General features: G+C 35.2%; 25 protein-coding genes and 1 tRNA gene. 18 read left to right on the plus strand and 8 right to left on the minus strand.

Annotated elements, in window-relative coordinates; translation table 11 throughout:
• Positions 1-224: 224 nt before the first annotated feature.
• The 9 genes from CWS31_RS03640 to CWS31_RS03680 all read left to right on the plus strand — a co-directional run bounded on the left by CWS31_RS03640 (position 225) and on the right by CWS31_RS03680 (position 8,343).
• Entirely contained in the window at positions 225-554 is a 330-nt protein-coding gene (locus CWS31_RS03640; protein WP_101344454.1) for a hypothetical protein, read from the plus strand.
• Positions 555-626: 72 nt separating this feature from the next.
• Complete coding sequence (locus CWS31_RS03645) at positions 627-974, plus strand: YeaC family protein (protein ID WP_101344453.1); 348 nt, start codon at positions 627-629, stop codon at positions 972-974.
• Positions 975-1,046: 72 nt separating this feature from the next.
• Positions 1,047-3,962, plus strand: a complete 2,916-nt coding sequence (locus CWS31_RS03650; RefSeq protein ID WP_101344504.1) for a DUF349 domain-containing protein — start codon at positions 1,047-1,049, stop codon at positions 3,960-3,962.
• An 87-nt stretch (positions 3,963-4,049) separates the two neighbouring features.
• Positions 4,050-4,541 (plus strand): GNAT family N-acetyltransferase, encoded by a 492-nt coding sequence (locus tag CWS31_RS03655; RefSeq protein ID WP_101344452.1) that lies wholly within the window; start codon positions 4,050-4,052, stop codon positions 4,539-4,541.
• A 468-nt stretch (positions 4,542-5,009) separates the two neighbouring features.
• Positions 5,010-5,756 (plus strand): substrate-binding periplasmic protein, encoded by a 747-nt coding sequence (locus CWS31_RS03660; protein WP_101344451.1) that lies wholly within the window; start codon positions 5,010-5,012, stop codon positions 5,754-5,756.
• Between the two features lie 35 nt (positions 5,757-5,791).
• Entirely contained in the window at positions 5,792-6,139 is a 348-nt protein-coding gene (locus CWS31_RS03665; RefSeq protein ID WP_246143327.1) for a DUF4144 domain-containing protein, read from the plus strand.
• Positions 6,140-6,213: 74 nt separating this feature from the next.
• On the plus strand, positions 6,214-6,432 hold the full coding sequence (locus CWS31_RS03670) for a DUF6500 family protein (RefSeq protein WP_101344450.1): 219 nt from the start codon (positions 6,214-6,216) through the stop codon (positions 6,430-6,432).
• Positions 6,433-6,501: 69 nt separating this feature from the next.
• Positions 6,502-7,773, plus strand: coding sequence for an O-acetylhomoserine aminocarboxypropyltransferase/cysteine synthase family protein (locus tag CWS31_RS03675; RefSeq protein ID WP_101344449.1), 1,272 nt, complete (start codon positions 6,502-6,504; stop codon positions 7,771-7,773).
• Positions 7,774-8,010: 237 nt separating this feature from the next.
• Complete coding sequence (locus CWS31_RS03680; protein ID WP_101344448.1) at positions 8,011-8,343, plus strand: PBPRA1643 family SWIM/SEC-C metal-binding motif protein; 333 nt, start codon at positions 8,011-8,013, stop codon at positions 8,341-8,343.
• Between the two features lie 122 nt (positions 8,344-8,465).
• Here CWS31_RS03680 and sppA read toward each other — a convergent pair whose 3' ends face one another.
• The 3 genes from sppA to CWS31_RS17525 all read right to left on the minus strand — a co-directional run bounded on the left by sppA (position 8,466) and on the right by CWS31_RS17525 (position 11,891).
• Positions 8,466-10,403, minus strand: coding sequence for a signal peptide peptidase SppA (gene sppA / locus CWS31_RS03685; protein ID WP_101344447.1), 1,938 nt, complete (start codon positions 10,401-10,403; stop codon positions 8,466-8,468).
• Positions 10,404-10,662: 259 nt separating this feature from the next.
• Positions 10,663-11,574 carry a DMT family transporter gene (locus tag CWS31_RS03690; RefSeq protein WP_101344446.1) on the minus strand — a complete coding sequence of 304 codons (912 nt, stop codon included), beginning with the start codon at positions 11,572-11,574 and terminating at the stop codon, positions 10,663-10,665.
• Between the two features lie 179 nt (positions 11,575-11,753).
• Positions 11,754-11,891 (minus strand): hypothetical protein, encoded by a 138-nt coding sequence (locus CWS31_RS17525; protein WP_170252755.1) that lies wholly within the window; start codon positions 11,889-11,891, stop codon positions 11,754-11,756.
• 202 nt (positions 11,892-12,093) lie between these two features.
• Between CWS31_RS17525 and CWS31_RS03695 the strand changes: the two genes are divergently transcribed.
• Positions 12,094-12,669 carry an NAD(P)H nitroreductase gene (locus CWS31_RS03695; protein ID WP_101344445.1) on the plus strand — a complete coding sequence of 192 codons (576 nt, stop codon included), beginning with the start codon at positions 12,094-12,096 and terminating at the stop codon, positions 12,667-12,669.
• A 4-nt stretch (positions 12,670-12,673) separates the two neighbouring features.
• Here the strand turns inward: CWS31_RS03695 and CWS31_RS03700 are convergent, their stop codons facing one another.
• Together CWS31_RS03700 and asnS are read right to left on the minus strand one after the other, a co-directional pair.
• Entirely contained in the window at positions 12,674-14,689 is a 2,016-nt protein-coding gene (locus CWS31_RS03700) for a methyl-accepting chemotaxis protein (RefSeq protein WP_101344444.1), read from the minus strand.
• A 262-nt stretch (positions 14,690-14,951) separates the two neighbouring features.
• A complete protein-coding gene (gene asnS, locus CWS31_RS03705) occupies positions 14,952-16,352 on the minus strand; it encodes an asparagine--tRNA ligase (RefSeq protein WP_101344443.1) in 1,401 nt (466 codons plus the stop codon).
• 288 nt (positions 16,353-16,640) lie between these two features.
• Between asnS and CWS31_RS03710 the strand changes: the two genes are divergently transcribed.
• The 7 genes from CWS31_RS03710 (at position 16,641) to CWS31_RS03740 (ending at position 22,690) form a co-directional block, all read left to right on the plus strand.
• On the plus strand, positions 16,641-17,033 hold the full coding sequence (locus CWS31_RS03710) for a hypothetical protein (RefSeq protein ID WP_211355788.1): 393 nt from the start codon (positions 16,641-16,643) through the stop codon (positions 17,031-17,033).
• A gap of 165 nt (positions 17,034-17,198) precedes the next feature.
• Positions 17,199-17,531 (plus strand): hypothetical protein, encoded by a 333-nt coding sequence (locus tag CWS31_RS03715; protein ID WP_101344442.1) that lies wholly within the window; start codon positions 17,199-17,201, stop codon positions 17,529-17,531.
• A 276-nt stretch (positions 17,532-17,807) separates the two neighbouring features.
• Entirely contained in the window at positions 17,808-18,221 is a 414-nt protein-coding gene (locus tag CWS31_RS03720; RefSeq protein ID WP_101344441.1) for a LexA family protein, read from the plus strand.
• Positions 18,209-19,474 carry a Y-family DNA polymerase gene (locus CWS31_RS03725; RefSeq protein WP_101344440.1) on the plus strand — a complete coding sequence of 422 codons (1,266 nt, stop codon included), beginning with the start codon at positions 18,209-18,211 and terminating at the stop codon, positions 19,472-19,474. The genes CWS31_RS03720 and CWS31_RS03725 overlap by 13 nt, the downstream gene beginning before the upstream one ends.
• A 47-nt stretch (positions 19,475-19,521) precedes the next feature.
• A complete protein-coding gene (locus tag CWS31_RS03730; protein WP_101344439.1) occupies positions 19,522-20,088 on the plus strand; it encodes an SOS response-associated peptidase in 567 nt (188 codons plus the stop codon).
• Between the two features lie 316 nt (positions 20,089-20,404).
• A complete protein-coding gene (locus CWS31_RS03735; RefSeq protein ID WP_101344438.1) occupies positions 20,405-21,268 on the plus strand; it encodes an AraC family transcriptional regulator in 864 nt (287 codons plus the stop codon).
• Positions 21,269-21,310: 42 nt separating this feature from the next.
• A complete protein-coding gene (locus tag CWS31_RS03740; protein WP_101344437.1) occupies positions 21,311-22,690 on the plus strand; it encodes an MATE family efflux transporter in 1,380 nt (459 codons plus the stop codon).
• 533 nt (positions 22,691-23,223) lie between these two features.
• Here CWS31_RS03740 and CWS31_RS03745 read toward each other — a convergent pair.
• The 3 genes from CWS31_RS03745 to CWS31_RS03755 form a co-directional block, all read right to left on the minus strand.
• A tRNA-Pro gene (locus CWS31_RS03745) sits at positions 23,224-23,300 on the minus strand.
• A gap of 155 nt (positions 23,301-23,455) precedes the next feature.
• On the minus strand, positions 23,456-25,240 hold the full coding sequence (locus CWS31_RS03750) for a DUF3413 domain-containing protein (RefSeq protein WP_101344436.1): 1,785 nt from the start codon (positions 25,238-25,240) through the stop codon (positions 23,456-23,458).
• A 94-nt stretch (positions 25,241-25,334) separates the two neighbouring features.
• Entirely contained in the window at positions 25,335-25,541 is a 207-nt protein-coding gene (locus CWS31_RS03755) for a YejL family protein (RefSeq protein WP_101344435.1), read from the minus strand.
• Positions 25,542-25,703: 162 nt separating this feature from the next.
• Between CWS31_RS03755 and yejK the strand changes: the two genes are divergently transcribed.
• Positions 25,704-26,765 carry a nucleoid-associated protein YejK gene (gene yejK, locus CWS31_RS03760; protein WP_101344434.1) on the plus strand — a complete coding sequence of 354 codons (1,062 nt, stop codon included), beginning with the start codon at positions 25,704-25,706 and terminating at the stop codon, positions 26,763-26,765.
• The last annotated feature ends 65 nt before the right edge of the window (positions 26,766-26,830 follow it).

Genomic DNA, 26,830 nt, shown 5'->3' on the forward strand with positions numbered 1-26,830 from the left:
AACCTTTAAAGTTACTAATAAACTATTATTGAAGGTGCTTTCTCGCCCTGAACGACGAATAACTAAAACTTTTATTTATATACATTATTAAGATATTGATATAATGAACTTACTTAATTTCATTTTCTCGATTATAGATAAGTTAAAACCTAATTTAACTTATCCTAAAAAACATAAAAATAAACATAAACATAAAATTTAATCTCAATGCAAAGGTAGCTAAAATGGCCGTTATTAATTGCCCTAGTTGTAAAAATAAAATTTCTGATAAAGCCAAAATTTGTAATCATTGCCAACTAGATTTAACCGATATCGATACAGATAAAATTGATAACTTAAACCGCGTGAGTTCAATCAAAAAAATACAGCGCTTAATGAATTACTCATTTGTTGCCATGCTATTATTTTGCGGTGGTTTTTTATTAATGTTTTGGGATGATGTTGTTCCGGGAACTTGGCAACATACAGGCGCGATGATCATCACTGTTATCGGTTTTATCATGTATATTGTAATCCGGACCTTATTATTATTTAACAAGCGTAAAACGGATTAGTAGTTAAACAATCAAACCTTATCAAATTATAGTTACACCAATTTTATTACCTTATTTCACTTTGGAACTCTAATGGATTTAATTAAAACCATAGACGCAATGTCACATGACATGTATTTACGTTTACTCTGTGCTGCAGAAACCGGAAAATGGCCTGAAGGTACTGTTGTAGATCAAGAGCAACGTGCAACGGCTTTACAATTAAGTATGGCATATCAAGCAAGACATTTGGACAACGATCAAATGCTAACTATCGGCTCAGATGGGCAAATAGTAGAAAAAAATAAAAGACAATTAAAAGCTGAATTTTCTAATAATAAAGCTAGCGATAAAGCAAGTAATAAACCAGAAGAAGCGATTAAAAGTTGTAGTAAACCAACCAAAGCGGATATCGCTTATTTCAGTAATAACGAACTTTAATAGAAGATTTCATTAACTTATTAATGCTTGTTAACTTTATTGTTATACCTACCTGATGAACCTAAACAAATTATGATCTTCTCTAAATTATTTAAAGTAAAAGTCAATTGGCAACATAAAGACGCAAAAGTGCGCATAATCGCTATTAATGATGAATTATCAGCGGATAATCCAGAACAATTAGCTATATTAACAGACCTCATAAATCAAGATGTGAGTGATTTAGTAAGACGTGCTGCGTTGATCAAAGTAGGTTCGTTTGAGCTTTATTTAGATGCTAGTTGTAATAATTCTCAAGACAAAGTTAAACAATTCGCTGCCAAACAAATACATGATATTTTGACGACCGATCACAGTATTGTTTTAACTAACCAATTAAAACAAAATTTAATAGACAAGCAAGAGAATAATGGGTTTTTAACTACGCCATTATTAGAAGCTTGGTTAATGCACGAGCAAGATGGTGCATTAATGATTTCACTTTATGAGTTAATAAGTAAGCGCAAAAAATCAGCTAATTTCTTAATACAAAGCTTTGGTCAAAAACAAAATTTAGCGTTTCAAACCTATATTGTTGATCAGGTAGGTGATGTAAAAGATTTAGAAAAATTAACTAAAAAAGCCTGTAATACTTCTATAACGGAGTATATTCAAGAAAAAATAAACACGATTCAAACTGAGTTAGAAAAGCCACAAAAACTAACTAAACAGACCCAACTCACCTTAGCAAAACTTCAAGCACTTAAAGACGTAACTGATTATGCTGAATATAAAAAGCGTAAAACACTGTTAATAAGCGAATGGCAAACATTAGAAACAGACTTTAGTGTTTTTTCTGCCGAGGAGGTTTCGCAGTTCAATGATAAATATCAAACCATTATTAATTATCTTGAAAAATTGTTTATTGCTAAAGCAGAGCAATATCAACAGCAAATCATTAGCGATAAATTAGCACATGACAAACAACAAGATAAAAAAGAATTTACCCAACAACTTAATCAAATCAGTCAAGCAATAACCACAGCGGTATTTGCCAGTGATGAATTTGATCAAACCTCGTTTAAACAATTATTACATACCTTAAGTGCATCAATTAAAGCCTCTGTACTTAATACTTCTGAGCAAACAGTTTTTCTTAATCAAGTTGAAAAACTAACACTACGTTTAAGCCAAATTCCTGAAATTGCCGAGTCTGTTAGTCAAGCGACACATTTAATTTCCAAAGTATCGCAATTAACCTTACCAAAAACCTTGCAAGACCTAAATGCTCGTCAACAAACTTATAACGAGTGGTTAAAAGCATGGCGCATCATTGAACAAAAAACGGCGGGCATATTACCGGAAGAAATTGTACAAGCGCAAAAGCAAATTGTAAGCACTTGGCAGGGCGGTTTAAAACCATTACAAAGTCAGCAAAAAGAGTTGTTTTTCCAGCTTAAGAAAAAACTACAAGACATAAAACGTTTACTTAATAACGGTAAATTCAAAGTATGTTTTGGCTTGTTCAAAGGCGTAAAAGAAAGTATTGAACAATTATCGGCTCAACAACAGCAACAATTACAGCGAGACTTTGAGCAAGTTAGTGAAAAAATGGCGGAGTTGAGCGATTGGGAACATTATATTGCAACCCCACGTAAACAAGAACTATTGTCAGAAATTCAAACATTAGTTGAAACACCATTAGATAACCCTAATGAACAAGCAGAAAAAGTTAAAACATATCGAAGCACATGGAATTCTTTAGGTCATGCTGATGAAGATGTTGATAAACAGTTAAATGAACAATTTAATCAATTATGCGAACAAGCTTTTGCGCCATGTCGTTTATTTTATGCTGAGCAAGATAATATTCGTAAACAGCACTTAGCTCAACGCCAAGAAATATTGGTAAAAGCGGCAGAACTTGCCAGCGAGGTTAATAGTGAAACAACTGATAACAGTGAAGAACATTTGCCAACTGAAACGGTAGTTGAACACACGCCCACCGATTTTAAAAAACTTGAAGGCCAGCTCAATGCCTTGCAAAAACTTTGGCACAATGCAGGTGAAGTAGACCGTAATCAATATAAAAAATTGCAACAACAATTTAAAAATACGGTTGCACCAATTCAACAAGCAATTAATACGTTTCAATTACACAATGCACAATTAAAACAAGCATTAATTGTAAAAGCTGAAGCGCTTATTGAAAATGATGATATTTTTACTGCTATAGAGTCCGCTAAAAAATTACAAAGCTCATGGCGTGAAGTGGGCTTTGCTGGAAACCCAAAAGAAAATGCATTATGGCAAAAGTTTAGAGAAGCAAATGATTTATTATTCGCCAAACGCAGTGAAATAAAATCTGAGCAAGACGCAGCGTTAAATGCTCAGCAACAAGCATTTGAAAAAAAACTTGTGGATATTGAAGCATTATTGAAAGATGCGAGCGAGCAAAAAGATAATACTCAATCACTGATAACAGTAAAAGAGCAAGCAGAATCATTACTTGAAGAAATTATTGCTAATAAACCAGTTATCAAGTCCGTGGCTATACGCAGTGAAAAAATTATTAAAAAAACTGAACAATCGCTTATAAATACACTTGAAGATAAAGAAAAACAAACATGGGTTAACCTTTTTGATTTATTGTCTGTGCAAGCGGAAAATGAGCAAACTATTGAACAATTGCAAGTATTACCAGACTTTGAAGAAATGCCAGCCTTTTGGCAAAAACGTTTGTTAGATAGTGTTAAGCTAACAAAACCAGTGCAGGGTACTAGTCGCTTTGATAAAACGTTAGAAATTGAAATACTTGCTAACAGTGAATCGCCAAGTGAATTATCTAATCAACGTATGAAAGTTCAAGTACAGTTGATGCAAGAGCAAATGCTTTCAGGTGGTGAAATAGATTTAACGCAGTTATTGGTTGATTGGTTAATGTTAGGCGCCTTAGTGAAAAGTGAATTACCATTAATCGCGCGTTTACAGAAAATATATTGTAAATAATCTGTTCAATTTAATTCTCAACAAACAAAATCAGTTTAATCTCATGGTGAGTTAAACTGATTTTTTTATAAAAATAGAGTATTGATAATGTATATCAGAGCTGTAAAAAAAGAAGACGTCGATGCAATTTGCACTATTTATAATAACTATATTGCCAATACAGTAGTCACTTTTGAAGAGCAGCAAATTACATCAGCTGAAATGCTTAAACGCATAGAAAAAATAACCGCTGATCAATTGCCTTGGCTAATTGCAGAAGACGATAGTGGTCAGTTGATAGGTTATGCATATGCCAGCAAATGGCACGATAGATATTCTTATCGTTTCGCTGTAGAAGTAACAATATACTTGTCTTCAACCGCCACAGGCAAAGGCGTGGGGACAAAGCTATATCAAAAATTATTTAACGAATTAAAATTAAAAAATATTCATACTATTATTGGTTGTATTACATTACCTAATGCCGCAAGTGTTAATCTACATGAAAAACTTGGTATGGTTAAAGTCGCGCACTTTAAAGAAGTTGGTTGGAAGTTTGAACATTGGTTAGATGTAGGATACTGGCAAGTAATACTTTAAATAGGGCCTGTGCAACTACAAGAGAAGCTGTAATGAAGTTTAAAATTATAATAGTATTTTTTTGCGTCTATTCGTCAATCAATTTACAACATAATCAAAAATATAATAAGCCTGAGAAATCGTTTTAAACGTATCTTTGGTATACTTGAAGTAGTAGCTACCGTCACTTACTTGGTTATTTTCGTGCATTCATAGTCTATAAACTACAAAAAATGAGAATAATATTGTTCAAAATGGGTTAAATGAACTAATACTAATACCATAAACGTTCTTAATTTAAGGTGTTTTTTTGTTCTTGTTATAATTTACAATTTCATTATCCCTAGCTCAGGTTAAATATTATGTTGCAGCTATTTTATTAAAAACATAAGCCGCTATCATTCTTATCACCAAGTCCCGTGTCAATATCTAAGGGTCCTAAACTCATAAATTAACAAGATAAATTGTAAACCAGGATTATTATTTACCATGAAGTCTTTTATATTAATTTCGATAATGTTCTGTTTTGTAATAGCTACTGCAGTTAATGCCAGTCAAGCACCTTTATCTATTGAAAATACTACCTTTTATACTGAAAGTTATCCTCCCGCTAATTACATTGAAAATGGAAAAATTAAAGGACTTTCCGTTGATACATTAAAAGCCATGTGGAAACATTTAAACATGGCTGAGCAAGAAATATTTGTAGTGCCTTGGGCTAGAGGTTATCGCTTCACTTTAGATAATCCAAATACTGTATTATTTACTATGTCGAGAACACCTTCACGTGACAAATTATTTAAGTGGGTTGGTCCTATTTTTAATTCAACTCACGTTTTAATCGCTAAGAAATCTAAAGGTTTTAAGTTTGAACATTTAGGGCAAACTTTTGATTATAGCGTGGCAACAGTAACAGGAGACATATCTGAAATTTCATTACAACAAGTTGGTTTTCCTACCGAAAATATGGCTAATATTTCTACATTAGAGCAAGCTTATTTGATGACTAAAGCTGATAGGGTAGATATGTTTGTCATATCAATGCATGGTTTTAACCATTTATCGTCTCAACTTAATATTGACCAAAATGACTTTGAGGTGGTTTGGGAGATAAACACTATTGGTAATTATTTTGCTTTTAATATCAATACTCCAGATGAAATTATACAAAGCTATCAAAATGCTTTTGATCAAATCAAAAAGCAGCGTTTAAAAATTAAATCAGATTATGAATAAACTATCTGTGATCTAGCTGTCGTATATATGCGGCCATGGTATTTATATTTAAGCGTTTCATATTCAGGAGAAAAATCATTGTAACTTGGCCATGTATTTTAAAGCTCGGTGGTGATAACGAACTTATTTATTTAACGTCAATAGTCGATCTAAACGCTGAATGTCGAGACTTGATATTAACTAGCGATGATTATGTTATCGATTCAGTAGGTAAGAGTTATTTTATTTCAGATCAACTAACATTAACAAAGCAAAATAAAATATTTAACGTTGAAGAAGTAACGGAATTAATTAGAGCCAATGAATTTAGTAAAGCAGAAGTTTGTCTCACTAAAATACAATTTTTAACGGTTTCTGAGGCGATTAAGGCAATACAACCTTAAATTGCCTCAGTCTGCTTATCTTTCAGGGTAAAACTTATTTAATTTAAAAAATACAAAATTTAAGAGGAAGCGCTGTGCGTAATAGTTTACGAGAAAAAATAATTGATGTTTGTGATAAAAAAGTAGCGCAAAAGGGCACTAATGTAGGGTTGTCCTTTTATGCTTTTTTTGCCAATAAAAATGATGATCCTGAGCTACTAATGGAAGCGGCTAACTGGTGGATTATCACTCATAAATTAGACCATTTTGAGAAAGCTATAAAAATAAAAAACTTAGTACAGACAGGCCAATAATTTGTTGTTAATGTAAATGCCGTTTTGACACACTAGTCACTAACTTATTTATTTGTAGGAGTATCGTTAATGAAACTTGAATCAATTGCCTTACACGAAGGCTATACCTCTGAAGCAACAACTAAAGCAGCTGCAGTACCTATTTATCAAACAACCTCATACACTTTTGATGATACCCAGCATGGTGCAGATTTATTTGATTTAAAAGTACAGGGTAATATTTATACTCGCATTATGAACCCGACTACCGATGTGTTAGAAAAACGTATTGCAGCCATGGAAGGAGGTATTGGTTCAGTTTGTGTTTCATCGGGTATGGCGGCTATTACTTACTCGCTGCAATGTATTTGTGAAGTTGGTGACAATATTGTTAGCACAAGTGAATTATACGGCGGCACTTATAACTTATTTGCCCATGCTCTACCTAAACAAGGTATTGAAACACGCATGGTAAAACATAATGATTTTGCTAAATTTGAACAATCAATAGATGATAAAACCAAAGCGATATTTTGTGAATCAATAGGTAATCCGGCAGGGAATGTTGTTGATATAAGCCGTTTAGCTGAGATTGCACACAAACATGGTGTGCCGTTAATTGTTGATAATACCGTGGCAACACCTTATTTATGTCGTCCTTTTGATTTAGGTGCCGATATTGTTGTGCACTCCTTAACCAAATATATAGGAGGTCACGGAACTTCCATTGGTGGGGTAATTATCGACTCAGGAAAGTTTGATTGGGTAGCTAATAAAGCTCGCTTCCCAGTCCTTAATGAACCTGATCCTGCTTATCATGGGGTGGTATACACTGAAGCATTGGGTGCTGCCGCTTACATTGGTCGTTGTAGAGTGGGACCGTTAAGAAATACAGGTGCTGCAATTTCACCAATGAATTCATTCCAAATTTTACAAGGCCTAGAGACACTTGGTTTACGAATGGATAGACATTGTGAAAACTCAGAAAAATTAGCTGCTTATTTACAACAACATGAAAAAGTAGCTTGGGTTAATTACGCAGCTTTACCAGATAGTCCGTACCGTGAAAATTGTGAAAAAATCACATCAGGCAAAGCTTCAGGCATATTAAGCTTTGGTATTGTGGGTGGTATTGAGTCAGGCACTAAATTTATTGATTCCCTTGAAATGATTTTAAGACTGGTTAATATTGGTGATGCTAAATCTTTAGCTTGTCATCCTGCATCAACTACACACAGACAGCTAAATGATAAAGAATTAGCTGCGGCTGGTGTTAGCTCTGATTTGATCCGTATTTCTGTGGGTATTGAACACATTGACGATATTATTGCTGATGTTAGTCAAGCTTTAGATAAAGCTTAACTATTAGCTCTAAGTCAATTTAGCTAAAACGTGTTATTAAAACGACTTCATCTGTTATTTAAACATAAAAGGTGAAGTCGTTTTTTGTAAGTCTGGGTTAAAAAATTTAGGCTGAGTTTAATTGAACAGTCGACTATTTATTACTTTACGTTATACTGCCGCGCATAAATCAAGTAATTAACGAATTGAGCTATTTCACTCAATTTGAGAAATAGCATTCAACTAGCGGAGAGCATCATGCACGATCTCTATTATAAAGGGCGTATTCATACCCGTCACAATCACATCACAACGGGTTATAATACCAAGCGTAAAGCAAAAATTGGTACCGAAAAACACCCATTAACGCTAGTAGTTACCAGCGAAGAAAGAAAGTTAGAAATTGTAGAGCAAGTGGCACAACATCAACTTTTCGCTGACATTACTGTTGATAGCACAGCAGAAGAAAATATAGCCGAGTTAGATGGTATGTTAATCAAAGCAACAACAACTACTTTTGATAAAACACCTAACCGTAACGATCCTTGCTCATGTGGTAGTGGTAAAAAATATAAAAAATGTTGTGGTTAGGCTCACTGTTTATAACGAGTAGATTTTAACTTTATAATAAAAAGAGGTAGTTAATTGCTTAACTACCTCTTTTTATATCTACAATTTATACTTATAACTTTTACTGAGTTATTCCAGTTTCATTAATTAACACCACAAGCAAGACATAAAGTATAACGACCTTGAGGATCATTAAACTGATTCAATTGCTTTAATTCATTTTTCATTTTTATCATTAATTGATTTAATGGTTGTTTGGCAGTGGCGTTGACAACATTACTGTCTAAACCAATATCAGAATCAATATTATCAAGCTGACTGAACATGAATGAAGATAATAACGATGATTTCCCCATTAGCTGTTGTAATATTTTGCTTCGTGATGATTGCTCTTTCTTAATTAATAAGGTGTCGTATTGCTCTAATTTTGCCAATTTAGCGGCAGCGAATATGGCGTCATCTAAATTACCTAGTTCGTCAACTAAACCAAGCTCCTTTGCTTTTCGCCCAGACCAAACACGACCTTGTGCAACCGCATCTACTTGCTCCAATGTCATGCTGCGATTAGTGGCGACTAATTGAATAAACTCTTGGTAACCTTTATTTACAGACAATTGAAATAACGTTGCCATACCTGGTGAAAGCGATTGAGTTGGGCCAAAGCCCGCAATATCTGTAGTACCAACACCGTCAGTATAAATCCCTAATTTACTTAACGAGTCTTCAAAAGTCATCATCATACCAAAAATACCAATTGAGCCGGTGATAGTAGCAGGAGAGGCGTAAATGAGATCTGCAGGAGCAGAAATCCAATAACCGCCTGAGGCTGCATAATTTCCCATAGAAGCTACAACAGGTTTGCCTGCAGCTTTTAATAACTCTACTTCTTGACTAATAATTTCTGAAGCAAAAGCACTACCACCTGGGCTGTCAACTCTTAGAACAACCGCTTTAACATCGTCATTATTTCTAGCTTTACGTAATAACTGGGCGGTACTATCACCGCCAATAGTCCCAGGTTTTTGTTCGCCATCTAAAATGGTGCCTTTAGCAACAATTATCGCTATTTTATCTTTACTTAATGGGGTTAACTCATTGCTTTGTTCTAAGCTATCTTCCAGCGGAGAACTCGTTGCAGCAATATAATGTTTATAACTAATTTTGCTGTAGCTATCACCTTTCTTATTTTTTCCCACTAAACTAATAAGCTCATCACGCATTTGTTGACGAGACAGAAGTTGGTCAACCCAATGATTATTTAGCGCGTATTGAGCGAAACTTCCTTCAGCCGCAGTAAACTTTTCTACCAAGGTATTTATGTCATCATCAAAGTTATCGATAGAGAATTTACGTCGTTTTGCTACAGCGGTTTTATATTGCAGCCATAGATCATCTAGCCAAAGTTCATTAGCTTCTTTTGCAGCTGACGACATATCATCGCGAATAAATGGTTCAACGGCTGATTTGAAAGTACCCACTCTAAAAATATGTTGATTAATTGATAACTTTTCTAATGCGGATTTAAAATATGTTTGATAACGGCCATAACCATCAAGTAATAGGTAACCTTGCGGATTTAACCAGATATCATTGGCGGTACTGGCAAGGTAGTATTGATCTTGGCTAAACTGGTCGCCAAGGGCGATAATTTTTTTACCTGAAGTTTTAAAGTCTTCAAGTGCTGTAGCTATATCTTGTAGTATATTTAAACCTGTACTGTTGAGGCCATGAAGTTGGAGTACTAATACTTGTATGCGTTCATCTTCCCTTGCTGTCGCAAGTACATCAATTATGTCAGTTAGTAATACTTCAGGATTATCTTCTTGTTGCTCCATGGCTTCGCTTAAAAATGCTTCCATCGGATCTATTTCACGTTTTTGCTCTACAATATCGCCGGTAAGATTTAATACTAGCGCTGTTTGGTCGGGCACTAGAATAGGCTCTTCACCGTCGGAAATTATGGCAATAAAACCAAATAGAAGTATAAAAAATACTAGGTTGACTACCACAGAGCGCGAAAAGCTTATTACAGCCCATAGCGAAGAAAATATCCGTTTTATAATGCCAGGTTTATTGTTCATAGTTGTTTCTTTAGTTATGTATTAATTGTTAATTTCAAAGTAGATATTAAAATGTATAAATTAGATCGCTTATACTACCTTAATGCACTAATAAGTTTAACAGCAGTAATGATCTAGATTGTAATTATTTTTCAGGTAATTAAATCATTAAGTTAGTTGTAAATAATAATCGAGATTTAAACTATTTATGCGTAAATTAAAGCGGAACATCAATAAAATTTTCCGCTTTAATTTGCAATAAGCTCACCTTGATCAGCGCTTATCTGTTATGGATTAAATACTTTTTAATACCGCCAATTAGTTTTTGATAGCGATGCCCAAAGTGATAAAGCGTTAAGCCCATTAATATTAAAAATGCACCAATGATCAATTCATTATTAATATTCTCACCATTGAGCAAAGCTCCTAAGGTTAAAGCAATTACTGGTGTTATTAAGGTGATTAACGTTACATTACTCGCAGACAGTTTCTGTAATACGGTAAAGTAGGCATAAAAGCCAATTAACGAACCAAACACACCCAAATAGACTGTTGCCCAAATAGATTTTGCCAGCCAAAGCTCGGTAGTTAAATTACCATCAAGTAACAACCAACTGATAAAAAACATTGGTGTAGCGACGGTTAAAGCACCTACAGTAGTGGCTAATGGGTGTATGGCTAAGGTAATGCTTTTAACTAACACGCCACTTAAACTAAAGAAAAACACCGCCATCAATATAAATATCACGCCATAAAAACCACCGTCGGTTAAATTAAAATTGTCTGAGCAAACAATTCCTAAGCCCAATAGTGAAATAGCCATAGAAATTTTACGAATATTACTAATATTTGGCTCATTTAAAATGTATTTCGCTAGAACGGCAGAAATAACCGGCGAAAAGCCAAACACTAATGAAATGATACCGGATGATAAATACGTTGCCGCAAGATACGAGCATAGCATGCCTCCAAAAATACCTATTGCAGAATAAGTGTATAAGGTTAAAGCCTTTTTGTGCCATGGTAAATTAATACGGCGCGCTTTAATCACAATAGCACCAAGCAGTACAGCAATAAGCATACGTACTAATACCGCTAAACTTGGGCTAATTGATTCGCTACTCCACACAATTCCCAACGGGGTGGTGGACCATATTAATAAAACTGCCAAATAGGCAATAGACACAGACATTTTCCTTCTCCTTTGTAAATATCTCAATTATTGAGTTTTTGATATTAAACAGCGACATCAAAAATTGCGGATTAAGGTGAATAGAAAACAAAAAACCGCAAGAGATAACTGTTGCGGTTTAGAAGTGAACTTTTTATTTAACTAATCGATTTAGATCTAATTAGTTTGTTTGAATAAAATTAACTTTTCAATACTCCGCATTTAGGGGCTAGTAACAAGCGAACAACTAACCACAGTCGAACATGCATAAAAGTACAGCGAGTAGCTGCAGCTTTATGGGCTCGGTTATGTTTCATGGCGAGTATAAGGTGTTGCATGTTATTTGACATTCCTGAAATGCGATAAAGTTCTTCTGCATAGTGGCTATTCATAGCGGTTAAGTCAAGAATAAAAGCGAAGGAATTTATTAAATTATCAAAAGCTCAAGTTAAGTTATAAATTGTGTAACTTAAGCGCACACAGTACGCCGAAAAGTGATAAAATTTATAAATAATTAAAAGAGTTAGAGGAAAGCGCATTATGAATGCAATTGAATTATTATTACAACGACAATCAACCCCTATGTTAACGTCTCCGGCTCCAACGGATGATGATTTATCAACTTTATTAGCTGCAGGCATGCGAGTGCCTGATCATGGGGGATTAAAGCCATGGCACTTTCAGGTGGTTTCAGGGCAGGGGTTACAGAAATTAAGTGATATTTACCTACAAGCTGTTTCTGTAGAGTTAACTAACTCCGATTTTGAAGAGCAAGTAATCTTAGATAAAAAAGAAAAAACTGCAAAAATGCCTTTTAGAGCGCCTATGATAATTGTCATTTCTACTAACTATGCCGAGCACAGTAAAGTACCTAAACAAGAGCAACTTGTTGCTGCTGGTTGTTGCGCACATGCTATGCAAATGGCAGCATTTGCTTTAGGTTATGGTGCAATGTGGCGAACCGGTGATTTTGCATACAACCCAATAGTAAAAAAAGGTTTAGGCGTTACAAATGACAATGAAATTGTAGGCTATCTGTACTTAGGAACGCCAACAAAAGAAGCCAATGCAAAACCGGCTAAAGACTATCAAGCGCATGTTAGCTATTGGCAATAACCGATTATATTTTGAAACTATGTATTACTTCATTTAAATGATTAGTTTGCTCAACCATATTATCAAGTGAGTTTGCTGTATTTTTTGCACCCTCAGCGGTATTACTGGCTAATCCATTGATAGCAAATATTTTTTCATCTATATCTTGAGCTACTAAAGACTGTTCATCAGTAGCTTTTACTATCTGTTCATTAACATCTACAATATTTTGAGCAGATAGTAATATTCTAGCTAATGATTCACCAACTTCCTCTGAGGAAGCAACACTTTTACCTACATTTTCAAAGCTAATTTCCATTGCTTTGGCTGTATCAGCAACACCTGTTTGTAGGCGCAATATTATTTGTTCAATTTGTTGGGTGGATTGTTGTGTTTTTTGCGCTAATGTTCTTACTTCATCTGCTACAACCGCGAATCCACGGCCTTGCTCTCCTGCTCGAGCCGCTTCAATAGCCGCATTTAAGGCAAGTAAATTGGTTTGGTCGGCAATATTTTTAATTACATCAAGCACCACAGAAATACCATCACTTTCTTTAGCGAGTAACTTAATCATGGCAAGAGAATGATCTATGTTAGAGGAAAGTACCTTGATACTGGTGATAGATGATTCAACTAAGTTATTACCCGTGTTTGCTTCATCGCTAACTTTAACTGAAGCGGTAGAGGCTTCTGATATTTTATTGGCTACAGCATCAACACTCAATGACATATCTTTTACTGAGTGGGTAATTTGGTCTATTTCACTGCTTTGTAAAGCAATCGCTTGACTGCTTTGGGTAGCAATTTCATCAACTATTGTGGTTTGGGTAACTACCACAGTAGCCGTATTACTTACTTCGCGAATAAGGTTACGTATATTAGCGGTCATTTGGTTAAATTCTTCACCTAGTTGACCAATTTCATCTTTACTGTTTGAAATCACTTGAACCGTTAAGTCGCCCTTAGACACTTCACGCGCAGTGGTTAAAATTTCATGAATACTACGTCTAACCGATAAGTTAAAACCTAACATTAAATAACAAACAAAGACTAATACCAATATACAGGTAACTAGCAGTATATTGAAATCTTGCTGCTGTTGATTGGCTCTGAGTTGTAAATCTGATTCAATCATACCGATAGATAGGTCAATAAAATCATTGATGACGGTTAAAGCCTTTACGCCTTCATTGAAGTAAACTAGCCAAGGTTGGTTAAACTCTTCCGCAAGAAGAATATCGTCTAAGGTAATAACATCCTGTTGTAATTGTTGTACAACACGTGCGCTAATATCGGCTAATTCATCGTGGCTAGCTAACGGCGTTAGCTTTATCTTGATACCGTTCGCATCTTGATCTAAAAACAGTAAAACTTGGTCAAAGGCATCTAATGATCGGCTTGATAGTTGCCCAGTTTTAAACGCCATACTAGCAAAGCTTCGGTGCATACCTTGGTGTTTAATAGCGAGTTCCAGATCATCAATAATTAATTTCATTAAAAAGAAATTTTGAGCGTTCTTATCTCTTGATAATCCAGCTTCATGAGCTATGGTACGTATTAATTCCCAGGTTTTATTAACTGATTGGTTCAAAATATTATATTTCTCTACCAAACTCATTCTTGCAGTAGTTTTGCTGCGATCAACGGCTATTTCTGTTGATAAGTCGTTTATTTTGTCAATATATGACATTTGCTCATTGTTGACGGCTAATTCTTTTAATGTATTTAGTGTTTGTAAGTACTCTGACCCTTTTTGCTCAATTTGCTTAGCAAGATTTACATCTACACGTGTATCGGTGCCACGAATAAGTATTAAGTCATTACGCTGACCGGCAATATCAATCAAGTTAAAAGCTAAAGCTAGTTCTTGCAGTCCGTTTAATTCTTTTTGGGTAATTTGTTCAGCCTGATGGAAGGTTTGTAGCTGCATATAAGCAAGCACTAATAAAGGCACAACACTAATTAAACTGATTAATATGAATTTTTGCAAATAGGTCAATTGATTCATTAAATTGGTAGCAGGTCGCAATATTACATTCATTTATGAGTCTCTTGTTTTTTAATTCACATCAGTTACGTTATTGTTTAATTAACAATATAGCCGTTAAATATTTTACTTATGTTGCACAAGCTTAAGTTTGGGAGGAGTGCATAGTTAATATATTATAACTATAGCTGAATTTGATGACAAAAAGAGGGAAATAAAAAAGGCAACAAACGTTGCCTTTTCAAATAATGTAATACCTAACCTAAGGATATTGAAATTAAGTAAGTATACTTTTTCAATATCTTAGTATTAATTATTAAAACGCTGCGTTATTTGGCGTTCTTGGGAAAGGAATTACGTCACGTACGTTTTGCATACCTGTTGCGTAAGCCACTAAACGTTCAAAACCTAAACCAAAACCTGCATGAGGTACAGTACCGTAGCGGCGTAAATCTCTGTACCAAGAGTAATCGGCAGTATCTAAGCCCATTTCACCTAAACGACTGTCTAATACGTCAAGACGTTCTTCACGTTGACTACCTCCGATAATCTCACCAATACCTGGGGCAAGAATATCCATTGCAGCAACAGTTTTGCCATCGTCATTTAAACGCATGTAGAAAGACTTAATATCTTTCGGATAGTTTTGTAAAACAACAGGGCCGTTAAAATGCTCTTCAGCTAAGAAACGTTCATGCTCAGAATTTAAATCTACGCCCCAAGATACTGGGTTTTCAAATTGCTTACCGCAGTTTTCTAAAATAGTAATTGCATCAGTGTAATCAAGACGAACAAAATCAGTATTAATAACAGAGTTTAAACGCTCAATTACTGTTTTATCGACACGTTGTTGGAAGAAGGCCATATCATCAGGACGTTCTTCTAAAACAGCTTTTAATACGTATTTAAGCATTTCTTCTGCTAAATCCGCAGCGTCAGAAAGATTAGCAAAAGCGATTTCCGGTTCAACCATCCAAAATTCAGCTAAGTGTCTACTTGTATTGGAGTTTTCCGCTCTAAATGTTGGGCCGAATGTATACACTTTTGATAACGCGTTACAATAAGTTTCTACGTTTAATTGACCTGAAACCGTTAAAAACGTCTCTTTACCAAAAAAGTCTTTCTTGTAATCAACTTTACCTGCATCGTCACGTGGTAAGTTCTCATTGTCTAATGTACTAACACGGAACATCTCACCAGCACCTTCGCAATCACTTCCTGTAATAAGTGGTGTGCTGATCCAAAAGTAACCTTTGCTATGTAAGAAACGATGAATAGCTTGTGCTAAACAGTTACGAACACGAGTTACCGCGCCGCCAATGTTGGTGCGCGGACGTAAATGTGCTTGTTCACGTAAAAATTCAATACTATGACGTTTTGCCGCCATTGGGTAAGTATCTGGGTCTTCAACAAAACCTAATACTTCAACAGCTGTTGCTTGAATTTCAAATGCTTGACCTTGGCCTGGAGATTCAACCAAAATACCAGTAACTTTTACTGAACAACCAGTAGTAAGCTTAAGTACATCACTTTCATAATTGTCGAGTTCACTTGGTACAATGGCTTGAATAGCATCGAAACATGAACCATCATGCAATGCTAAAAATGAAATACCCGCTTTCGAGTCACGGCGTGTTCTGATCCAACCGTGAACGGTAATGCTCTCATTAACTGGAAAATTTCCTGCTAATACATCAGTAATTGATATAACTGACATTAATGACCTCTTATACTTATTTAATGAATTGAAATGCAAAATACAGTTAATAAGCCAACTCTCCATAATTTAAGTGAAGTTAGCAATAATCTATTTGTACTATGCTTATGTTAATATGTAAAAATTGGGTGTCATGTTACCGTGACAAGGCATAAATGCAATGCTTAATTGTATAGAAGCCGTTAAAACAACTAAATAATGACTACTACGGAGCTAATTAACCCATTTATGTAATCTGTTACATGAAGCAGTGATTATATTATTTTTAAATCGAGGCAATTACTAGTTATGACACACACATCAGAGCAGCAAGTTGATCCTCAGACAAAAAAAAGCGCCGAGCGACGAAAAACAGCCGATATTTGGGTGCATGCCAAAATCGGCCTAATGATTATTAGTTGGGTACTATTTTTAATCGCCTTAGTCATGGCATATTACGCGGCACCTGACACAGAATATGGCGTGCTTCGTTATTATGATATTGAAGTACGTCAATTTTGGTTAACACCACTTACAGGTTACTTATATATAATGTTATGGCTTAGTGCATTAGGAAGTTATTGTGCGTTGCTAGTTGATAAATACCGAAGTAGGCGAGAAAGTGACAATCCGCATTTTAATTTACTGTTTTTAATTACCGTTAATATGATTTGGTTGGTGTTTATTCTTGTTAATATTTAACCTATGCTCAGGGAAATGACATTGAGTTAGTTATTTGTTATCCATTCTGCAGTGTAAAAAAGCTTGATAATTCATTAGTTTTGGGAGTATTTATTTTATTCTCAGGATTTATAAACTCAAACTGCTTATGCCTCCTTTCATTTATGGCTTTGCTACTAAGCATCAGTGGGTGAAGATAAGTTCGGTAATGATTCGATACTTGTCGCAGAACGTATTGATGCTTGGGCTTCATGTTGGTGTATTCGTCAGTTTCAACAAATTGGTGGTGCGAGTGTTTCAATTTGGCGTGAGTTAAGGCGATTACGAACTAAGTTTATAGATAAAAAAGATGCGTTATTAGAGCAAGCGCGTTTTGCTGCGGACAATAACGATTGGCAAGGTTACACGCTTGCAATGGGCGGATTACATATCAAGAAAAAAGATAGACCTATTCAATTATATTCTGATTTAAATGTTAACGAACAAACAGGCGAGTGCTTGCAGAGTTTTTATACTTAAGAGTTGCCGTCAGTGAATAATAAACAATGTCAACTGAGTGCAAAATAAACTTAATTTATTGGCGGCAAACCCAATGCAATTGAGTGGTCAGGTAACCAAAAACTTCAGCAACACCTTTAATTAGAAGCCCACCTTTGCAAAGAACATCGTAGCTTTGTCATTTCCTATATTCATCATCTTAAATCACACAGCATTCGATCATAATTTAAGATATTAACTTCTAAATATTCTAATAAACCACTATACTGTATTTATGTACAGCTCACTGGTGTGTTTATGAAAGTAATACCCGTTTATATTGAAGCAGGGATATCAGGTTTTGAATCTCCAGCTGCGGAATATAAAGAATTAAATTTATCTTTGGAAGAGTTACTGCTTAAACACCCTAATGCGACCTTTTTTGGTTTAGCTAACGGTCGCTCAATGGAGAGGCGGGGAATATTTAATGGTGATGTCCTTGTGGTTGATAGGGCTGAGTACGTAAGCAATGGCTCTGTCATCGTAGCCAACTTTAATGGTTGCTTCGTATGCAAAATTATTGATACGGATAAAGCACTTTTATTATCGGCATCCGATGACCACAAGCCAATTGAAATAACTGCCTCAGATGATTTTCAGATAGAAGGCGTGGTAACAGTATCTTTTAGATTACATAAAAAATTACCCGCGTTATTGTCATGTTTGGGTTAGTTGATGCGGTTTCATTTTATGCCCGTTGCGAGAAGGTATTTGACCCGAGCATAAGACATAAACCCGTTGTAGTTTTAACTAACAACGATGGTTGTGTATGTGCTGTTTGTCCTTTAGCGCGAGAACTTGGCGTACCTAAATTTATACCTTACTTTAAAATTAAACATTTTTTAGAAAAACATAACGTTGTTGTTCGTTCATCTAATTATGAGCTTTATGCAGATTTAAGTGAGCGAATGATGAATGTTATTGCTCGGTATTCTGATAATCACTACGTCTATTCTATTGATGAGTCCTTCTTGCACTTCAAAAACTTCAGCTGTATTGATGATTGGCATCAATATGGTCATGTAATACGTAAGGCAGTTTGGCGAGAAACACGATTACCCGTCGGTGTAGGCTTTGGTGCAACATTAACACTGGCTAAAGCGGCTAATCATGCCTCTAAAAAGCTCCCTGGTTTTGATGGTGTTGCTGTTATTGAGGATAGTAGCGATGGAACTAGCTCACGTAAAGATATACTCACCTGTATGTCGTTAACTGACATATGGGGCGTAGGTAACAAACTTGGTAAAAAATTAAGTCAATTAGGTATTAAAAACGGTTGGGACTTAGCTAATCAATCACCCAAAGCAATGCGTAGTCAATTTGGTGTCACTGTTGAACGTACCGTAAATGAATTAAATGGAATACCGTGTTTAAAATGGGATGAGATAGGGCAAGACAAGCAAGAGATATTTTCTACGCGAAGCTTTGGACAACGAGTCACCGACGAGCATGTACTTAAAGCTGCGCTAGCAAGTCACGCAAGTATCGTCGCGACTAAAGTTAGAAAACAAGGGTCTTTAATTAAGCGACTAGTTATTTTTGCATCGAGCTCACCACATGACGATAACTATTATAAAAAATCATTTATTTACGAGTTCCCCATAGCAACAGATAATACCTTAAAAATCGTCGGTGCAATTTCTTATGTATTTGATAATATTTATAGGCAAGGTGTAAGTTTTTATCGCTGTGGAGTAGGTGGCGTTGAACTAGAAAATAGCCAGTTTCAACAGCAAGATATGTTTACGCTGAGCTTAAATAATCCACCATTAATGAAATGCTATGACCAAATAAATTATCGTTACGGTAGAGGAGCTGTCGAAGTAGCAGTTGCTGAAAAAAGTGATAAATGGGCAATGAGGCGAAATTTTTTATCCCCCAGTTACACCAGTAAATGGTCAGATATACCTAAGATAATATGTTAATTTAGTTTGTTAATGTTGTTTGTTGAGATAATCATGTTGAGGTCAGTATGTGCGGTAGGTTTAGTGTAGACAAAAGTTTATCCCCTATAGTGAGTGAGCTATTTAATACGCATTACAGTGTAGAAACTAACGCTGATTTACGTCCTAGTCAATCGGTAGCAACAATTGTTAATAATGGCTCAAGCTTTCAACAAGTAAATGCTTTGTGGGGGATTAAACCTAACTGGTCAAAAAAGCTCATCATTAATGCCCAAGCTGAAACAGTAGCGACTAAACCAACATTTAAGCAAGCATTCCAAAGCCAACGTTGTTTAGTGCCTTGTAACGGATGGTTTGAATGGCGAACAGAAGAAGGTAAAAAGGTTAAATACCTCTTTGAACATGCCAATAAAATGCCTTTGTATATGGCTGGCATTTTGTTTCAAGGTGACCATACAGAGCTTGTAACGCTAACAACTCAACCTAATGATAAGTGTGGAGAGTACCATAAACGAATGCCTGCTTTGATTCTAGCAAGAGACAAAGACGTTTGGTTTAATGCTCCGGCTCAAGAGCTTGAACCATTACTGCAACATGTAGAAGATAGAGTTATTAATATTAAACGCGCTGATTAAATTCAGGAAGGCAGCAGATCCGACAAAGCCGCTTCACACCTGAACACTTATAGCCCAAGAAATCATTTGACAAAAACAGTACGATTTTTACTTCAAGACAGTTTGATTATAATTCATTATATTTTCATGTGAGTTGTTTAACTCTTAATAATCACAGGAGTTATTATAAAAACGCTATACAACTTCAAGCAGTTTAAATTTAATCTATATTAATTATTTTAAAAAAATTAATGAACTAGCAATCTCAATCAATATTCTTTTACTGCAAGATATAAAATCAACTTAAGATAATGAACCAGAGAGTAAATCAGATCAAATGAGTAATCTCGAACAAAGTATTATTAGAGTGTGCGATTACATCAATCAGAATCTTGATGATGACTTAACGCTAGAAATGTTAAGTGCAGTTTCGGGCTTTTCTAAATATCATTTTCATCGTGTTTTTTCTGCTTATACAGGCCTTAACTTAATTAAGTTTATTCAGATGTCACGCCTAAAACGCGCGTCTTTTAGGTTAGTGTTTAAAACTGATATTAAAATTATCGACATTGCTTTTGAAGCTAGGTTTGAAAGTGCCGAGGCATTTTCAAGGGCATTTAAGCGCGAGTTTGGCCAAAGTCCTTCTGAGTTTAGGAAGTCTCCGATGTGGCATAACTGGCATGAGAAAATTAATACGTTAACCTTACCTGTAACTGAAAGACAAGATGACAAAATGACTGTAAATATTGTTGATTTTAAAGAGCAGAAAGTAGCGGCATTAGCGCATTATGGCGATCCTAAACTTCATTACCAGACATCAATGAAGTTTATTGCTTGGCGCAAAGCAAGCAAGTTATCGCCATTCACAAGCAGCAATACTTACGGAATCCCTTATTCTGATCCGAATGTAGTCAAAGCAGAAGATTTTCATTTTGATTTATGTGGCGCGGTAAAAGCAGATATTCCAGAAAATGAATTTGGTGTGGTTAACCAAATTATTCCAGCAGGGCGTTGCGCAGTTGTTCGTGATATTGGTAATCGCGATGACTTAAAAAAAGGTGTTTATTATTTATATGAACAATGGTTACCAACAAGTGGTGAACAATGCCGAGATTTCCCTGTGTTTTTTCATTATGTAAATTTTGTTCACGACGTGCCAGAGCATGAGGTGATCACTGACATTTATTTGCCCATTAAATAGCTTTTTGCTGATGCGCTTTAACAAATTAGGAATGTTTAAAATATGACTACTTCTTCTAACAATATGTTTTTAGTGGGTTCGTTGCCGTCTGTTTTTATGAAAACCGCGGCACCTATTATTTTCATGATGCTGGTTAATGGTTCGTTTTCATTAGTTGATGCTTATTTTCTTGGCGAATATGTTGGCGCACACGCTCTTGCTGCCGTGACCTCGGTATTTCCTGCCTTTATGTTATTGGTAGCTTTATCAAGCTGGGTGTCTGCTGGCTTTTCCAGTGTGATGGCAAGGCTTTTAGGGGCCAATAAAAAAGACCAAGCTATCTCGGCCTACGGACAAGCGATGACACTCTCTATGTTTGTTTGCATTTTACTGATTTTACTGTTTTTAATGGGCGGTGAACAATTGGTGTTGTTTGTTAATAATGGCTCAGAAAGTTTATCTAGCATGAGTTATGATTATTTATCTTTAATGATCTTTTTCTCACCATTATTGTTTATTCTTACCGTTAATAGCGACAGTTTACGTTGTGAAGGGCAGATGTCTTTTATGGCGGTTGTGCCTTTGTTATCAGTGTTTTTTAATGTTGTATTTAACTATATTTTTATTGCAATGCTTGAGTGGGGGGTTGTTGGTTCTGTTTATGGAACATTGTTAGCGCAAATCTTATCCTTATTTGCTGTGTACTTATTTCGTCGTTACAGTAAAACAGCGTTAAAAGTTGCTCTTGTGCGCTTTACTACCAACCGTACATTATGGTCAGATTTTTTAGCGTTAGGCGCGCCAACGAGTTTGTCTTATATAGGTGTAGCACTTTCTTCTGCTTTTATTTTATATAACTTACAGGTTTGGAGTCATAACAACTACAGTATGATAGTTGCAGCTTATGGCATTATCACCCGAATTATGACATTTATTTTTCTACCTTTATTGGGCTTGAGCATGGCGTTTCAAACCATTTTAGGTAATAACATTGGCGCAAAAAAATGGTTAAGAGCAAACAGCGCTATTAAAATCGCCATCATCATCGCTTTGATTTATTGTGTATTTTGTCAATTATTTGTTTTACTGTTTAAAAATCAATTGGGAGCTGTATTTGTTAACGACATACATGTGATTGCAGAAGTCGCACGCATTTTACCTATTATGTCATCGGCCTTGTTTTTATTAGGTCCTTTAATGATGATAGGTGTGGTATTTCAAGCCATGGGGGATGCCAAAAGAGCCGCTATTTTACGCCTAGCAAAAGTATACATTTTTACCTTACCGTTGATTTTTATACTTCCAATGTTGTTCGCGGAAATTGGCATTTGGTTGGCGGGTCCTAGTGCAGAATTTTTAGGATTGTTACTGACTATCTTCATTTTATATCAACGTCGCCAACAATCAGGTAATCCGTTTGGCTTGTTATTCAAAAATGAATAAAAACTGCAATTTTCATAACGATTAATATACTTAATGTAGATAATTGGACTCTCCGATACCTGAAAGTGTAGTGGCATAATTAATTTTGTCACCTAACTGATGTTTTAACGCTTACACTTAATGTCTGCAAAAGGCTCTGAACTGCAATTGAGTAAATCGAACGAATGACCTCTTTATGGAATTATTGATATATATTTAGTGGCGCAGCCACTTGTTACTTTCCAGTGTCTGGAGATTTTAATAGTTAAACCATTTTACCAACATTATACTCCAGAGACTTAGTGTCATAGTAAACGAATCAGATAAAAGATACTGGCTTGAATTCAAATCAGTAGCCAAGATTAGCCGACTACTACAAAAATTTTCAAGATACCGTTCCTCACAAGTGCCTATTTCATCTTGAGCAACCTGTGGACTCTTTTTATCAACAAAAATAATTTAACTTTAGTTAGCCATCGGTTAGCCAGACACAAAAAAGCCACTTGGATAGTCATCACAACTTTCACTAAGTGGCTAATTTATAAAGATATATTTGGTCGGAGTAGCAAGATTCGAACTTGCGACCTCACGTCCCCCAGACGCACGCGCTACCAAGCTGCGCTATACCCCGACATTGTAAACTTTTTGGAGGTGTTAATAAATTTACAGCGTGTATATTAACGCTTTATTGACGTAATGCAATGACAATTAAACGAAATATTAGTGTTAGTAATTCAAATGTCTAACATATGCTCAATTATATTAACTAATCATTATACGTTACCTTTAGGGTTTTTGTTGTTGACTAAAAAGTTTAATAAAGTGCACACCATCAATCATTAACGGAAAATCAGCATTAACCGTTATAGGTGATGAGAACTGGCTTGAGTAGCTTTGAAAGTTACCATTTTGGTCAATAAACACAGACTTATCTTTATCAAATACAATAATGCCATTGTTTGTAGTATTAGCAATAACACGATCTTTATTCAATTTGGTCAAGTCCATGCCATTATTTTTCCCGTTCAAAGAGCAACCAAGCCACTTGTTTAGTAATGTTGGTTGTAAATCCATTGTACTGGTATTAAATGTAACTTCTTCATACGTAACGTCATTACTAGCTTCAGGATAAATAAACAAAGCAGGCTTAGTATTTAAACGCGTTTTATTATTTAGATTACCAATTGCACTAATCCAAATAATATCTTTTTGTGCTTTTTGTTTTTGAGCAAGAAGCAGGGCATCAACAAATAATTCAAATTGATATTGATTATTAATGTCGTTTTTATTTTTACTATTAGACTCAATATTTTGCTTATTTTTAAAGTAGATAACGTGAAGTCCAATTGGTTTATTATTTAATTTTTTAGCAAACAGTAAACTTGAAACATTTTCTAATGCTACTTGTTCAGTAAAAAATGAATCGAACCAACGTGGCTCACTAATAACCTCTTCAGTTACGCCATCAACAGTATTGGTAACCGAAGTAGTTGCAGAATCATCAGAAATAACGGTTAAGCTAGTAGCAAGGCCTTGTTGCTCAATACGTTGAAATAAAAGTGGTTTAATACCTTGTTTTAGAATGTCGTCTTGATAAAGACTAGGTAATGAATAAAGCATATTAAACCAAGCGTCATCTTTCATACCTGTATCAATATTGTTTGTTAAATATAGGTTAGTAGCAGTAGCGCGTCTGATAAACTGGTTAAGTTGCGCAACAGATACTTGCTGTTCATTTAACACTAAAAACACTGAGTTTTTAACCGTTTCATTTTCAATCGCAGGACAATTTATCGCTGAAGTTACACCATTACCTATTGTGGGGTATTTCGGAATTGCTTGACTAAATGATAACGGGCTATTTTTGCGCTCTATATAATCGTCCTTGTTAAATAAACCATACTTAGTCAACAAGGTTCTGGCTGTTGTTGGGTAAGATAATGGCAAAACAGTGTCTTGACGTAAAATATCATAATTAAGATTCACGTCTGCTTGAATGTGAGTTAAGTGACTAAAAAAGAATGATAAAACTAAACCAAAAATCACATAACGGGCAAAAACTGTTTTTTGTAATTGCTTTAAATGTTTCCAAGCATAATTACTCACAATGAACTCAAAACCTAATATTACAATGGCCAATGCGCCACTAATGAAATAAAACAGTACATTTGCTTTTGCTATATCTTGTATCAAGCTAATTATTTGCTCACTAGAAGAAGCATTTAAATGGTAACCCAAACGGCTGTATATAAAGGCATCTAGTACTAATAGTAGTAGGCCAAGGGTAAATATGATCGAAGCACTTGTTCTGATGAATTTGGTATTAGGCAGGATCAGGGTTAGTGGAAATAACACTAAAACAAAACTCATAAAGGTTAAAAACGCAATATGGCTTACCCAAGTCGTCACTAAATAAGCTTGCCCCAATAATGTTGTTGGCGCGTCTTCACTAAATACATAATAAGAGGAGAGGGCAATTGCTGCTATAATATTGAAAAATGTGAACCAATGGCTCCAACTAATCAAAAGTAATAGTTTTTTGCTGTAGCTTTTTGTATCAAATGAAACCATTGATAATATTTCTTCTTTTCGGGTTAATGGAAAATGTTGCTCTTTGTGGTGATTTGGCCGTTTATACTAACCAAGTCACCCACCGCTATCTAATCTAAACGGTCTTTTTTAACGCCGCGGTAAAGTTATCTACCACAGCGGCTCTATTACTTTCAGGTATTTGACTAATCACGCTGGTAATAGTGTTTCCTAAGCACATTAGGGCTAAATCAGGTGTCGCTTCTTCTTCAACAAGTACATCCAATAAATTTTGAATGATTTTTTCTACACGTTCGTTTGAATATTTAGATACAATAGGCATAATAATTTCGCTAATAAGAGTTTTAGTTAGGGTATAGATTTAATTTCGCTAGTTTATCAAATGCCTGAACACTTTAATATATAGCAAATATAAAAAGAATATGTACAAGATAGCAAAACGTCCAATTAATTTTAACAATCAGAACAAGAACATAAAAATCATATGAGCTTAATAATTCAGAACATAGCACTACATTTTTTGACTAAAAAAGAAGAAACCGGAGAGGTTGTGTTACGCCTAGGACCTGAAAATTCTGATTTCGCCCAAGAAACCACCAAAACCGCAAACTTTGTAGATGGTTTACATGCTATTTATAATGCCAAAGGTAGTAAAGCCTACGGTAGCTTCTCATCCATGCCAAGCGAAGGAGACGCAGCTCGATTTATAGATTTGATGGAAAGTTATTTAACTGAGCAACAAAACTTTTACGACTTTAGCGTACAAGCAGCAAACGTGTTAAAAAATGAAATTGAAAAATACGATTTAGATGAAACAGGGTATTTAGTGCTGTGTCATTATGAGCACATGGGTGGACGTTACTTATTCGTGGCAGTGATTCCTGTGTCTGAGCATTACAGTGTTGATGGCGAGCTGAATATTTCTGCGGCGCAACATTTAGATACTAATAAAATACAACTTGCTGCCCGTATTGATTTGTTTGATTACAAAGACAATACTCAAGGTAATCGTTATATTTCATTTATTAAAGGTAGAGCGGGACGTAAAGTATCAGACTTCTTTTTAGACTTTTTAGGTTGCCAAGAAGGTTTAAACGCGAAAGAGCAAACCCAAACACTAGTACAAGCTGTTGAAGATTACGTAACGGTTAATCAATTAGACGCAGCTGAAAAACAAAAAACGCGCAAAGATTTATTAAATTACTGTAAAGAGCAAAAAGCCAGTTCACAAGATGTGTCAATTCAAGAAGTAGGAAAGGTGATTGAAAGCGCGGGCAACGAGCAGGATTTTTATCAATTTTGTCAAACGCAATCATATCCAATTGAAGACACATTTCCCCATGAACAAGCAGTAGTTAACAAAATCACTAAATACTCAGGTTACGGTAATGGCATAAGTTTAAGTTTCGAACGTAGTCATTTTGGTCAAGACGTAGTGTATAATCCGCATAATGATTCGTTGACTATTTATAAAGTACCACCGAATTTGAAAGAACAATTAATGGCATTGTTAGCAAGTAATGCCAATGACGATATTGTCGAATAATTTTTAGCTGAAAAGCAAAGTATTGATTATTAATCGATAGTAAACTCATTACCTAGAAGTATCGC

Source organism: Colwellia echini (assembly GCF_002843355.2).
Classification (GTDB): Bacteria; Pseudomonadota; Gammaproteobacteria; order Enterobacterales; family Alteromonadaceae; genus Colwellia; species Colwellia echini.